13 protein-coding genes are annotated in these 13,144 nt (G+C 60.0%); 7 read left to right on the top strand and 6 right to left on the bottom strand.

Annotated features, from left to right (window positions below; all coding sequences use genetic code 11):
• Positions 1 to 218 precede the first annotated feature (218 nt).
• Positions 219 to 1,283: a 23S rRNA (cytidine(2498)-2'-O)-methyltransferase RlmM gene (rlmM, locus tag FS767_RS14985; RefSeq protein WP_144966543.1), complete on the bottom strand. Its 1,065-nt coding sequence runs from the start codon at positions 1,281 to 1,283 to the stop codon at positions 219 to 221.
• A gap of 225 nt (positions 1,284 to 1,508) precedes the next feature.
• Here rlmM and acnA point away from each other — a divergent pair, with 225 nt between their 5' ends.
• Together acnA and FS767_RS14975 are read left to right on the top strand one after the other, a co-directional pair.
• On the top strand, positions 1,509 to 4,250 hold the full coding sequence (acnA, locus tag FS767_RS14980) for an aconitate hydratase AcnA (RefSeq protein ID WP_144966541.1): 2,742 nt from the start codon (positions 1,509 to 1,511) through the stop codon (positions 4,248 to 4,250).
• Between the two features lie 235 nt (positions 4,251 to 4,485).
• The gene (locus FS767_RS14975; RefSeq protein ID WP_058604537.1) at positions 4,486 to 6,051 is read left to right on the top strand and encodes a PAS domain-containing methyl-accepting chemotaxis protein; all 1,566 of its coding nucleotides are present in this window, start codon (positions 4,486 to 4,488) and stop codon (positions 6,049 to 6,051) included.
• A gap of 51 nt (positions 6,052 to 6,102) precedes the next feature.
• Here the strand turns inward: FS767_RS14975 and FS767_RS14970 are convergent, their stop codons facing one another.
• The 5 genes from FS767_RS14970 to FS767_RS14950 form a co-directional block, all read right to left on the bottom strand.
• On the bottom strand, positions 6,103 to 6,984 hold the full coding sequence (locus tag FS767_RS14970) for a pseudouridine synthase (RefSeq protein WP_144966539.1): 882 nt from the start codon (positions 6,982 to 6,984) through the stop codon (positions 6,103 to 6,105).
• Between the two features lie 52 nt (positions 6,985 to 7,036).
• A complete protein-coding gene (locus tag FS767_RS14965) occupies positions 7,037 to 7,345 on the bottom strand; it encodes a transcriptional regulator (protein ID WP_144966537.1) in 309 nt (102 codons plus the stop codon).
• Positions 7,346 to 7,410: 65 nt separating this feature from the next.
• The gene (locus FS767_RS14960) at positions 7,411 to 7,842 is read right to left on the bottom strand and encodes a D-Ala-D-Ala carboxypeptidase family metallohydrolase (RefSeq protein ID WP_144966535.1); all 432 of its coding nucleotides are present in this window, start codon (positions 7,840 to 7,842) and stop codon (positions 7,411 to 7,413) included.
• A 109-nt stretch (positions 7,843 to 7,951) separates the two neighbouring features.
• A complete protein-coding gene (locus FS767_RS14955; protein WP_058604533.1) occupies positions 7,952 to 8,200 on the bottom strand; it encodes a glutaredoxin family protein in 249 nt (82 codons plus the stop codon).
• Positions 8,201 to 8,272: 72 nt separating this feature from the next.
• Entirely contained in the window at positions 8,273 to 9,481 is a 1,209-nt protein-coding gene (locus FS767_RS14950; protein ID WP_058604532.1) for an ammonium transporter, read from the bottom strand.
• Between the two features lie 307 nt (positions 9,482 to 9,788).
• Between FS767_RS14950 and FS767_RS14945 the strand changes: the two genes are divergently transcribed.
• The 5 genes from FS767_RS14945 (at position 9,789) to FS767_RS14925 (ending at position 13,137) form a co-directional block, all read left to right on the top strand.
• Entirely contained in the window at positions 9,789 to 10,103 is a 315-nt protein-coding gene (locus FS767_RS14945; protein ID WP_078478256.1) for a YqjD family protein, read from the top strand.
• Between the two features lie 9 nt (positions 10,104 to 10,112).
• Positions 10,113 to 10,487: a phage holin family protein gene (locus FS767_RS14940; protein ID WP_144966533.1), complete on the top strand. Its 375-nt coding sequence runs from the start codon at positions 10,113 to 10,115 to the stop codon at positions 10,485 to 10,487.
• Positions 10,484 to 10,816, top strand: a complete 333-nt coding sequence (locus tag FS767_RS14935) for a hypothetical protein (RefSeq protein ID WP_144966531.1) — start codon at positions 10,484 to 10,486, stop codon at positions 10,814 to 10,816. Before FS767_RS14940 ends, FS767_RS14935 begins: the two co-directional genes overlap by 4 nt.
• Positions 10,817 to 10,908: 92 nt before the next feature.
• Entirely contained in the window at positions 10,909 to 12,240 is a 1,332-nt protein-coding gene (locus FS767_RS14930) for a deoxyguanosinetriphosphate triphosphohydrolase (protein ID WP_144966529.1), read from the top strand.
• A gap of 279 nt (positions 12,241 to 12,519) precedes the next feature.
• The gene (locus FS767_RS14925; protein WP_144966527.1) at positions 12,520 to 13,137 is read left to right on the top strand and encodes a response regulator transcription factor; all 618 of its coding nucleotides are present in this window, start codon (positions 12,520 to 12,522) and stop codon (positions 13,135 to 13,137) included.
• Positions 13,138 to 13,144: the final 7 nt, after the last annotated feature.

Raw genomic sequence — 13,144 nt, 5'->3', positions numbered from 1 at the left:
CTCCGCAAGCCCTGCGCTCGGCCTCCTGAAGTCGCGATCTGCGGCGCCTGAACTACCGCGCGCTTAGAAGCAAAAGCCAAAGCAACGGCAACGGCAACGGCAACGGCAACGGCAACGGCAACGGCAACGGCAACGTCGATTTTGGCCTGCTTTCAAGCACAGTGGCCGAATTAGTTGAAGGCAGTACAGACTACGCCTGCCTCAACCTCGCCAGACCCTCACCGCCCCTTCAAATCAACCCGCCGCAAATGACACGTCACCTCTTCACGATCGTGATACAGCTGCTTGCACGCAATCAGCACCCTCACCTTCCGGGCCTTGAATGTCGCCTCCATGCGATCGAGCAACCGCCGTACCTCAGCATACCGCTGCTTCATCGGCAGCTTCAGGTTCACCACCGCCTCGCGGCACAACCCCTCCCCCAACCACGCCTCGATCAAGGCCGTCGTCCGCGCCGGTTTCTCGACGATGTCGCACACCATCCAATCCACCGTGTGCTTGGGCTGCCAGGTAAAGCCATCGGCCATCAAATGCTGGACAAGCCCCGTGTCCATCAGGCTCTCGGCCATCGGACCATTGTCGATGGCCGTCACCAGCATGCCCCGCCGTACCAGCTGATACGTCCACCCACCCGGTGAGGCCCCCAGGTCGACACCGGTCATGTCATCGCCCAGCCGCTGCTCCCACTGCTCGCGTGGGATGAACTGGTGCCAGGCCTCCTCCAGCTTCAAGGTCGAGCGACTGGGCGCTTCACGGGGGAATTTCAAGCGGGGAATACCCATCGGCCATAAGGCACTGTTGTCAGCAAAAGCCTGCCCGACGAACACCCGGCGGCCACTGATGAACGTCAACAGCAGTCGTGGGCGATTCGGGTCATCCACCAGGCGACCGGCCTTTTCCAACGCCTTGCGCAATGGTGCTTCGAACTTGCGGCAGAACGTCGACAGTTCCTTGCCCTCGTTGCTGTCGAGCACCTCCAGCCACAGGCTGCCGAACACCGGCTGGTCGGCAAGGTACGCCAGCAACACGCTGATACGATCGCTCTCGGGCAACTCGATGAACGCGCCACGCGCCCACTGCCTTGGGAAAATCAGCTGGTTGAACCGCACCGCCTGCATCAAGCGCTCGGCACCGCCTTGCTCGCTGCAGACGAACTCGGCGCTGGCGCTGCCAGGCTTGCCTTTGGCATAGCCGGCAATCCCCAGGCGGGCGGCATGTTCACTGATTTCGGCGCACACCTCACCCTCGAAGCCGGGCCGGCAATGCATGAACAGGGTTTCCATCTCTCACTCCACGACGGCTGGCGCGACACAGGCGCCGGCAGGGCGGCGATGATAAAGGAAGATCGGAACCTGGGACATGCCCCGCTGGTCCAGAAAAGGGTCAGGTCAGGCAAACAGGACTAACCTGACCATTCAGTCGGACCCGTGCCGTGCGGGCCTGTACACAGCGGTGCCACCGGCAGCCCTTCGAGACGTTGCCGGGCACCGGCTCAGAAGGAGTTGGCAATGCCCTCGCTCGATAGCCTGAATACCCTCACGTCGCTCGATGTCGGTGACAAGACCTATCACTACTTCAGCCTTCCGAAAGCTGCTCGGCAGCTCGGGGACCTGCAGCAATTGCCCATGTCGCTCAAGGTGCTGCTGGAGAACCTGCTGCGCTGGGAGGACGGCAAGACCGTTACCGGCGAAGACTTGCAGGCACTGGCCCAGTGGCTCGTTGAAAAGCGCTCGGACCGCGAAATCCAGTACCGCCCCGCGCGGGTGCTGATGCAAGACTTCACCGGCGTGCCAGCCGTGGTGGACCTCGCCGCCATGCGCGCGGCCATGGCCAAGGCTGGCGGCGATCCCCAGCGCATCAACCCGCTCTCGCCTGTGGACCTGGTGATCGACCACTCCGTGATGGTCGATCGATATGGGACACCGCAGGCCTTTGGCGAGAACGTCGACATCGAGATGCAACGCAACGGCGAGCGCTATGCGTTCCTGCGTTGGGGCCAGAGTGCCTTCGATAACTTCAGTGTGGTACCGCCTGGCACTGGCATCTGCCACCAGGTGAACCTCGAATACCTGGGGCGTACCGTGTGGACCCGCGAAGCCGACGGCCGCACCTATGCCTTCCCGGACACGCTGGTCGGCACCGACTCCCACACCACCATGATCAACGGCCTGGGCGTGCTGGGCTGGGGCGTGGGCGGCATCGAGGCGGAGGCCGCCATGCTTGGCCAGCCTGTGTCGATGCTGATCCCACAGGTCATCGGCTTCAAGCTCACGGGCAAGCTGCGCGAAGGCATCACGGCCACCGATCTTGTGCTGACGGTCACCCAGATGCTGCGCAAGAAAGGCGTAGTAGGTAAGTTCGTGGAGTTTTATGGCGACGGTCTGGCCGAGCTGCCCTTGGCTGACCGCGCCACCATTGCCAACATGGCTCCGGAGTACGGCGCGACCTGTGGCTTCTTCCCCGTCGATCAAGTGACGCTGGATTACCTGCGCCTGTCGGGTCGACCTGAAGCAACCGTGCAATTGGTCGAGGCCTACTGCAAGGCACAGGGTTTGTGGCGCCTGCCTGGGCAGGAGCCCATCTTCAGCGACACGCTGGCGCTGGACATGAATGAGGTTGAGTCCAGCCTGGCTGGCCCCAAGCGTCCGCAAGACCGGGTTGCCTTAGCCCAGGTCAAGCAGGCGTTCGAACAGTTCGTCGAGTTGCAACCCAAACCTGCCGCCAAGGAAGTGGGCAGGCTTGAGAGCGAGGGCGGGGGTGGCGTTGCCGTGGGCAATGCCGATCAGGCGGGCGAAGCCGACTACAGTCACCAAGGCCAGACCCATACCCTGCGCGACGGCGCCGTGGTCATTGCGGCCATCACCTCCTGCACCAACACCTCCAACCCCAGTGTGATGATGGCGGCCGGGCTTGTGGCCAAGAAAGCCCTCGAGAAAGGTTTGCAGCGCAAGCCATGGGTGAAAAGCTCACTGGCACCTGGGTCCAAGGTCGTCACCGAATACTTCGAGGCGGCCGGTCTCACACCCTACCTTGATGAGCTCGGGTTTGATCTGGTCGGTTATGGCTGCACTACCTGCATCGGCAACTCAGGTCCCTTGGACGAGCCTATCGAAAATGCCATCAGCAGCGCCGACCTGACCGTCGCCTCGGTGTTGTCCGGCAACCGTAACTTCGAAGGGCGCGTGCATCCACTGGTCAAGACAAACTGGCTCGCCTCACCGCCTCTGGTCGTGGCTTATGCACTGGCTGGTAGCGTGAAAGTCGACCTGACCCAGGATCCATTGGGCACCGACAAGCACGGGCAGCCGGTCTATCTGAAGGATATATGGCCTAGCCAGCAAGAAGTCGCCGAGGCTGTGGCCAAGGTAAGCACGGCCATGTTCCACAAGGAATATGCCGAAGTGTTCGCGGGCGACGAGCAGTGGCAGGCTATCGAAGTGCCAGAGGCTGCCACGTATGTATGGCAAGAGGACTCGACCTACATTCAGCATCCCCCTTTCTTCGAAGGTATCGAAGGACCGGCGCCTCGGATCACCGATATCCACAACGCCCGCATCCTGGCGTTGCTGGGCGACTCGGTCACAACGGACCACATCTCTCCGGCCGGCAATATCAAGGCCGATAGCCCTGCGGGTCGTTATCTGCGCGAGAAGGGTGTGGAGCCTCGCGATTTCAATTCCTACGGGTCACGGCGCGGCAACCATGAAGTCATGATGCGCGGTACGTTCGCCAATATTCGCATCCGCAACGAGATGCTTGCAGGCGAAGAAGGCGGCAATACCGTGCATGTGCCAAGCGGCGAGAAACTCTCGATCTACGACGCCGCCATGCGCTACCAACAGCAAGGCACGCCCCTGGTGGTGATCGCCGGCCAGGAATACGGCACAGGCTCCAGCCGCGATTGGGCTGCCAAGGGTACGAATTTGCTTGGCGTGAAGGCAGTGCTGGCCGAAAGCTTCGAGCGTATTCACCGCTCCAATCTGGTTGGCATGGGCGTGCTGCCGTTGCAGTTCAAGGCAGGTCAGGACCGTAAACAACTCGGCCTGACGGGTAGAGAGCAGATCGATATCACTGGCCTGGAGGGGGCTGCCATTGTGCCGGGCATGAGTCTGGCACTGACCATCCTCCGCGAAGACGGCACGAAGGAGCAGATCGACGTGCTCTGCCGGATCGACACCCTCAATGAAGTCGAGTACTTCAAGGCGGGTGGGATCCTGCACTACGTGCTGCGTCAGTTGATCGCCGCGTAGGCCCCGCGCGGGTGCCAGTCTGTGCGCAGGCGGGCACCCTCCTTCTTCCAATCTGCCCTTGCTAGCTTCCCCTCCACCAAAGTACCTGTGAAAATCGCAGTGGGAACCGACCGCGAAATGCCAGTAGCCCACCCGTATCTGCCATGCACTGCCATGGGTCAATTCCTGGAAATATTCCCTCAATAAAGCGCGCACCGTGCCGATACCAGTCCAAAGCCCTGCGGACATCCTAGCCATGCGCAACAACCAGCCCATTACCCAGAGAGAACGGACTTTCCCTGCCAAGCAGCGGTTGATTTCCACCACCAATGCCAAAGGCGTGATCACCTACTGCAACGATGCCTTCATCGAAATCAGTGGTTTCACCCGCGATGAATTGATGGGCGCAGCGCACAACCTGGTGCGTCACCCTGATGTGCCGCCTGCCGTGTTTGCTCACATGTGGCAGACCCTCAAGCAGGGCCTGCCCTGGATGGGCATCGTCAAAAACCGCTGCAAGTCGGGCGACCACTACTGGGTCAATGCGTACGTCACACCGATTTTCGACAACAATCAGGTCGTCGGCTTCGAGTCGGTGCGCGTCAAGCCCACTGCCGAGCAAATTCGCCGGGCCGAGGCCCTGTACCAGCGTATCAACCAAGGCAAGCCTGCTGTGCCGCGGCGTGATCGTTGGTTACCCGTGTTGCAGGACTGGTTGCCATTCATCCTGATCAGCCAGATAGGCTTCCTCATCGGCAACTGGCTCGGACACTCATGGGGTTTTGCCTTGGCGGCAGCGTTGTCGGTCCCCCTGGGCCTGCTCGGCCTGACCTGGCAACAACGTGGGCTCAAGCGCTTGTTGCGCCTGGCCGAACAGACCACGTCCGATCCACTGATTGCGCAGATGTATACCGACAGCCGCGGCGTGCAGGCGCGCCTGGAAATGGCCATGCTCAGCCAGGATGCCCGGATGAAGACCTGCCTGACACGGTTGCAGGACAGCGCCGAGCACCTGAGCGATCAGGCGCGTCAGTCAGACGAGCTGGCGCATATGAGTTCATCAGGCCTGGAGCGCCAGCGTGTGGAAACCGAACAGGTCGCTGCCGCAGTGAACCAGATGGCCGCCACCACCCAGGAGGTGGCCAACCATGTACAACGCACCGCCGATGCGACCCAGCAGGCCAATCGCTTGACAGGCCAGGGCCGTCAAATTGCCGGTGAAACCCGGGCAGCCATCGAACGCTTGTCAGCCGCTGTTGGAGAAACTGGCCAGACCGTGACGCAATTGGCCAAGGACAGCGACGAGATCGGCGGTGTGGTCGATGTCATCAAGGGCATTGCCGACCAGACCAACTTGCTGGCGTTGAACGCCGCCATCGAAGCGGCACGGGCAGGCGAAATGGGCCGGGGCTTCGCCGTGGTTGCCGACGAAGTGCGGCAGCTGGCCCAGCGCACGGCTGAATCGACCGGGCAGATACACGGCCTGATCGCCAAGCTCCAGCAAACTGCCAGCAACGCCGTGACGACCATGGAAAGTGGGCACCGCCAGGCCCAGGAAGGTGTCGATCGGGTCATGCAGGCTGACGAGGCGCTAGTGGGCATCAGTGAAGCCGTGGCGAACATCACCGACATGGCCACGCAAATTGCCGCTGCGACCGAGGAGCAGACTGCGGTGGCCGACGAGATCAGCCGTAACATCAGCACCATTGCCGACCTGGCCGACCAAACTGCTGAGCAGGCACAGCATTCGGCAGTGCTGAGTGAGGCCCTCAACAGCACGGCCGGTAGTCAATATTCACTGGTAGAGCGCTTTAACCGCTAGATCGGATAGCCCGCGCGGGGTCGGCATCGTCGACCCTTTGCATGATCAACGCTACCAGTCAAGCCGCAGACGGGTTTCGAAGTGACGGGCCTGCCCGGTCAACGGATCATCGAAACTCAGGCTTTGCGCCAGCAATTTCAGCGGCCGTTGATAGTCATCCTCTACATCAAGCAATGCCGGGTAGAACGGGTCGTTACTGATGCCTGCTCCCAAAGCTGCCATGTGTACCCGCAGCTGATGCGTCTTGCCCGTGATGGGCGAGAGTTCATACCGCCACTGCTCCTGGTTCTTTTCCAATACGCGGGCATGCGTCTCACTGTTGGCCGGCCCTTGCACCTCATGCATGCGAAAGAACGGCTCCCCGTGTTCCAGGCGGCTGCGGTGCACCAGTGGGAAGGTGTGTTGCCCAAGCGCTGCAGCAATGGCCTGATAGCGTTTCTCGATCCGCCGCTCTGGAAACAAGCGCTGGTAAGCGCTGCGTGACTCAGGGTTGGCCGAGAACAGCACCAGCCCCGCCGTGTGCCGATCAATGCGGTGCAGGGGCACCAGGTGCGGATTGTCCAGCCGATGGATGAGACGGCGCAGCAAGGTCTGCTCCACGTACTCACCCCCTGGGGTGACCGGCAGAAAATGGGGTTTGTCAGCTACCACCAGGTGTTCGTCCACATGCAATATCGCTTCCTGCACGGGAATCACTCGCTCGTTCGGCACTTCGCGAAAATAGTGCAGACGCAGACCGCGCTTGTAGGGATGACCGGCCGAAATAGCCTGGCCGTCCGCGCCCAGCACCCGTCCCCGGGCAAAACGGTCCACCCACTGGCTACGGTCAATGGCCTTGAAGTGATCGCACAAGCAATCGAGCACCGTAGCCCATGGACCAGGAGGCAGACATACCGTGCTGGCTTGCAGTCGGGCGGGGTCGAATGGAGTCATCGTCTGGCTCGGAACCTGGCTTGGCGGCGTATTATCCTTCAAGCCCCGCCGATCAGCCAGCCTGGGCCAGCGACTCGCTGCGTGCCTTGAGCCAGCGCAGCACCTGCACGGGCTCCCAGCGGCTGGGATCGTACAGCGCATACACCAGCCCTTCATAACCCACCACATCCAGCCCCCGGTGGTAGCCAGCCCGCTGGAACAGCGCCTCCACCTCTGCAAAGCAGGTGTTGAAGTGCACCTTGCCGAAAGGCGTGCGGTCGTCGGTAACTAGGCCTTCAAGCCGCAGCTCAAGGACAGCGTCGGCCACCTTGTCGATGGGCATCCGATTGACGCTGTACTTCAATTGCTCGACGTTGAGCATGGGCTCACCTTGATACTGTATTTATGTACAGCATACGAACATCCTTCCGTTGCCGTCAATCCGTCTCATACCAGACCCGCGAGGTAACCGGCTCCCTTGCGCAGGGTGAGCACCTGTCGGCGTGGAACGCCAGGGGTTACAGACAGGTGCACCCAGCGGTCGTATTCCAGTATGAGCTGATCGAACGCGATCGGGCTTGTGCTGATGCGGTGCACCGTGTCCCTGGGAGAACGCTCGACGACCGTGAAGTCAGCGGCGAGCCCCTGCATGTGCTGGCTGCTGGAGGCGCCGCCGATCAACCGGTTGACTTGCTCGCTGCGGTATCCGCTGCTGATGATGATCGACGCGTTCCATAGGGCACGCACCTGTTCAAGGGTTTCGCACAGCAGACGAAGATTGTCGATGATCGGTTGGGAAGGCGTGTTATCAACACCGTTCCGGGCCGCAACCTGGGAGACGGTCATTTCGTTGAGGGTGAAATGTGGGGTGAGCAACATGACGTTCAGATCCGATGACAGAAGGCGGAGTCGACACTCAGGCTGCGCCCAGTGCCTGAATCGGATCATCGTATTGATGTTTCTGCAGTGGAGCAGGGTCACAGCTCCACTAGGGGTTTGGGTGCCTCAAAAAGGCCGCTACTTGTTCGGCATCGAAGGGCCAAAGCAATTCCGCCGCATTGTCGCGACGTCTCAGCACGGGGATTGCAAGGCCATAACGCTCGAACAGCGCATCGCTTTCGGCAATGTCGACCAGTTCGACGAGCAATCCATGATCGACAAAAGGCATCAGTATGGCCTCAGCCACCTCGCACAAATGACAACCCAAGGTGCCGAACAGCTGGCATTCAGGCAACATGGCACATATCCTCACTCAGTTGCACAGGCCGTTATTCTATGCCGCCCTACTGACGTCTGCATCTGTTGAGTATCAGTCCTGGCTCGTAGCGCCTATCCGGTGCAAGGACAAATCTGCCCCCTCAAACTCTTGTTCGTGACTGAGCCGCAAGCCAAGTACCTTGCGGATCACGCCATAGACGGCCAGGCCACCCAGCAGCGCCACGGCTGCACCGGCCAGGCTTCCCAGCAGTTGGCTGTAAACGCTGACCCCACCCAGCCCCCCCATCCAGACCTGCCCAAAAATACCGCAGGCGACACCGCCCCATACCCCACACAACCCATGCAGGGGCCACACACCCAGAACATCATCAATCTTCCAACGGTTCTGCGCGGCGGTGAATGCCCACACGAACAGAACTCCGGCCACCAGGCCCGTAGCCAGCGCGCCCACGGGATGCATGATGTCGGAGCCTGCGCAAATGGCGACCAGCCCTGCCAGCGGGCCGTTGTGCAGGAACCCTGGGTCGTTGCGACCCACCAGCAGCGCGGCCAGCGTGCCGCCAACCATGGCCATTAATGAATTTATAGCGACCAGGCCGCTGATGCCCTGCAAGGTTTGCGCACTCATCACGTTGAAGCCGAACCAGCCGATGATCAGTATCCACGAGCCCAAGGCCAGAAACGGGATGCTCGAGGGCGCGAACGCGACCAATCGCCCTTCACGGTAGCGCCCGCGCCTGGGGCCCAGTAGCACAACCGCAGCCAGCGCCAGCCAGCCGCCCATGGCATGTACCACCACCGAGCCGGCAAAATCATGGAACGGCGCACCAACATGCACCTGTAACCACGCTTGGACGCCAAAGTTGCCATTCCACACTATCCCCTCGAAAAAGGGATACACCAGTGCCACGATCAACGCCGTGGCGCACAGTTGCGGTGCAAACCGCGCTCGCTCCGCAATCCCGCCAGAAATGATCGCCGGTATGGCAGCTGCGAACGTCAGGAGGAAAAAGCACTTGACCAAGGCGTAGCCGTTATCAGCCGCCAGGGTTGCGGCAGGCTGGAAAAACGCAACACCGTAGGCCACCCAATAGCCGACGAAGAAATAGGCGATCGCCGACACGGCGAAATCGCTCAGAATCTTGGACAGGGCGTTGACCTGATTTTTGTAGCGTACGGTGCCGACCTCAAGAAACGCGAAGCCGGCATGCATGGCGAGCACCAGAATGGCCCCCACCAGTATGAACAACGTATTTGAACCGTTGACCTGAGACTGAATCGCGCTTGAAGTCATATCCATGAAGCAGCAGCACCTGTCGGCGGCACCAACAATGCTCAGTCGACCCCCATCCTGCACCGCTTCGGTGCCTGGCAAGGCGGTTATGGGCACTTGCCACGAATGGACGGGAGCCCAATCTGGCAGTCTGGGCAATTTGGGTTAATGTTTAGGCGTGGCGGGTGGCACGCGCCCCGAAGCAGCGCAGCGCGTTGAGAGGGCGCCCTGCAACGATGCATAAACCAAGCAAAGCCTGTACCAGTGTGGTGACTTGAACCTTCCAGTAGCCACGTCACTCGAAGTACCAACATCAACCGACAGGGAGAGACACATGGCCAGCAATTCGGCAAAGCATGCACAAGATGTACTGATGGCTGACTTCCAGGCACTGGTCCGCGACACGGAGAAGCTGCTGGCCGATACCGCCAACCTGGCAGGTGACCAGGCGCAAGTGCTGCGCGAACAGATGCACGAGCGCCTGGCGCAGGCACGCGAGGCGCTGGAAGTCACCCAGGAATCATTGCGCGAACGCAGCCAGGAGGCACTGGGCAGCGCCGAGCAGTATGTCCAGGAAAAACCCTGGCATGCCATTGGTATCGCCGCCGGCGTGGGCCTGTTGATCGGCCTGCTGGCAAACCGTCGTTAAGGGGTTTTCATGGACAATGACGCCATCGGCACCGGTGCCACCGGCAAGCGGCTCGGTGCAGCTGTTCTTGGGCTGCTGCACAGCCATATAGAACTGTTCGGCATCGAACTGCAGGAGCAGAAAGGACGAACCCTGCGCCTGTTGCTGTTCGCAGGCCTGGCACTGGTTTTCGCGCTGCTGCTGTTGACAGCGCTTTCCGGGTTGGTGCTTGTTCTGCTCTGGGACAGTTATCGCCTTGCCGGCATAATTGGTCTATGCGTGTTCTATGGGCTGGCGGCGCTGTACTGTGGCCTGCGCCTGAAAAGCGCGGTGTTCGACGAGTCCTCGCCCTTCCACTCCACCCTTGAGGAACTGGCCAAAGATCGGGAGCGCCTTCTGCCATGAACCTGCCTGACTTGCCCAATACACGTAATCCGCGTGAACTGCGCAAAGCGCTGCTGCGCCTGCGCATGGAAATGCACCGCCAGGAAATCCGCCATGAAACCGGCCAATTGCTCGAGCCTGTGCGGCGCATACGCGGCATGGGGAGCTCGCTTCATGCCGGGCTTGGCATCAAGCATGCACCCTTGTGGGGCATAGGTGCGGTAGTGGCCATGGGCTTTTTGACTGGCAAGGGCGTTCGAAGTGGTGGTCTTCCCCGCCTTGTCCGCCTGGGTGCCAGCCTGATTCCCTTGGTCAAGCTCTTCATGCAGAGCAACCGTCATCGCCGGTGATCCCCACCTCACGCCGTGTTCAGTGGTTGATCGCGGACAAGAACCACTGATACGGCGTATGCTTCGCTGCAACCCCTTCTGGAGACTGCGCCTTGGATTGGCATACCCTGCTCACCCGCGAACGCCTGGGCAAAGCTCAGTACAGTGCTGAAGAATTGGGACGCAGCCCGTTTCACAAAGACCATGACCGCATTATTTTCTCCGGCGCATTTCGTCGCCTGGGGCGCAAGACGCAAGTTCATCCTGTCACCAGCAACGATCACATTCACACGCGCCTGACGCACTCGCTGGAGGTGAGTTGCGTAGGCCGGTCCCTTGGCATGCGCGTTGGGGAAACGCTACGTACAAGCCTGCCCGACTGGTGTGAACCGAGTGACTTGGGCATGGTGGTGCAGTCGGCCTGCCTTGCCCATGACATCGGCAACCCCCCCTTCGGACACTCCGGTGAAGATGCCATCCGTCATTGGTTTCAGCAGGCCGCCAATCGTGGTTGGCTGGACGACATGCGCGACGATGAACGTGCCGACTTCCTCAATTTCGAAGGCAATGCCCAAGGCTTTCGGGTACTGACGCAGCTGGAATACCACCAGTTCGATGGGGGCACCCGCTTGACCTATGCCACCCTCGGAACCTACCTCAAGTACCCCTGGAGCGCGCGACATGCCGATGCCCTGGGCTACAAAAAACATAAGTTCGGGAGTTACCAGAGCGAATTGCCGCTGCTGGAACAAATTGCAGCTCGCCTGGGCCTGCCCCAAGTAGACGATCAGCGCTGGGCACGGCATCCTCTGGTGTATTTGATGGAGGCTGCCGATGACATCTGCTATGGCCTGATCGACCTGGAAGATGGCCTGGAAATGGAGCTTCTGCAGTACGCTGAAGTTGAAGCGCTGTTGCTCGATCTGGTAGGCAGCGACCTGCCGGAAACCTACAGGCAGCTCGGTCCAAGTGACTCCAGGCGCCGCAAGTTGGCGATCCTGCGCGGCAAGGCTATCGAACACCTGACCAATGCGGCGGCGCAAGCCTTCGTGGAACAGCAGGATGCACTGCTCGCCGGCCATTTGACCGGTGATCTTGTCGAGCACATGCACGGCCCCGCTAAACGTTGCGTACTGCACGCCAAGGCGATGGCGCGAAACAAGATTTTTCAGGACAAGCGCAAGACGCTTCACGAGATCGGTGCCTACACCACGCTGGAAATCCTGTTGAACACCTTCTGTGGCGCCGCACTGGAGCAACATGGGGGGCGCACGCCCTCGTTCAAGAGCCGTAGGGTATTGGACCTGCTAGGCAACAATGCCCCCGACCCCCATGGTTCGCTTTATCAGGCTTTCCTGCGCATGATCGATTTCATAGCCGGTATGACCGACAGCTACGCCAGCGAAATGGCACGGGAGATGACAGGGCGTTCCGGCTCTGCATAAAGATGCGCAGAAAATCTGTCGGCCTGCGCTTTCAAACAGATGAACCAGGAAAGACTTACATCCAATTCAACCAACCTTGGATACCGAGTTCAAAGCATAAACATTAGCTAACAAACAAGGTTTGACTTTGGTTGTTGACGCTACCGTACGTAAGTAGTTTTTGCTAAGTTTGTAGGCCATTTCCTATATACGGTTATTGAGCCGCCCCCGCATTACTTGCCGCTTTCAACTGGGTTAAGGTGCCAACTGTCACCCTCATTGATAGCAGGGAAGTAGAACATGTCCTCCATATTCATCGTCGACGACCATCCGGTAATCCGGCTGGCAGTGCGCATGCTTCTGGAAAATCAGAATTACAAAATCGCTGGCGAATCGGACAACGGCGTGGATGCCATGCAGATGATTCGCGAAACCAATCCAGACCTGATCATCCTGGATATCAGCATTCCCAAGCTCGATGGCCTGGAGGTACTGGCACGGTTTCAGTCCATGGCGATGTCACAGAAAATCCTTGTGCTGACCGCGCAGTCGCCAGCGCTGTTCGCAGTGCGCTGCATGCAATCAGGGGCAGCGGGCTATGTCTGCAAGCAAGAAGACCTGAGCGAACTACTCAGTGCGGTCAAGGCGGTTTTGGCTGGGTACAACTACTTTCCCAGCCAGGCGATGCAGACTCATGCACCTGTTGACAACGACCTACAACTTCTAAGTACCGTCAATGATCGGGAATTGATGGTTCTTCAACTTTTCGCACAAGGGCGAACCAACAAGGAGATTGCAAAAGGCATGTTTCTAAGCAGCAAGACGGTCAGTACCTACAAGAAACGCCTCATGCACAAACTCGAAGCCAGCACGCTGGTCGATCTGATCGACATGGCCAAGCGCAACGCACTGGTCTGAGGGCTCC

The organism is Pseudomonas sp. DE0010 (assembly GCF_007680745.1).
GTDB lineage: Bacteria > Pseudomonadota > Gammaproteobacteria > Pseudomonadales > Pseudomonadaceae > Aquipseudomonas > Aquipseudomonas parafulva_B.
The sequence above is the reverse complement of the archived record's forward strand: the minus strand, read 5'-3'. Positions and strand labels throughout refer to the sequence as shown.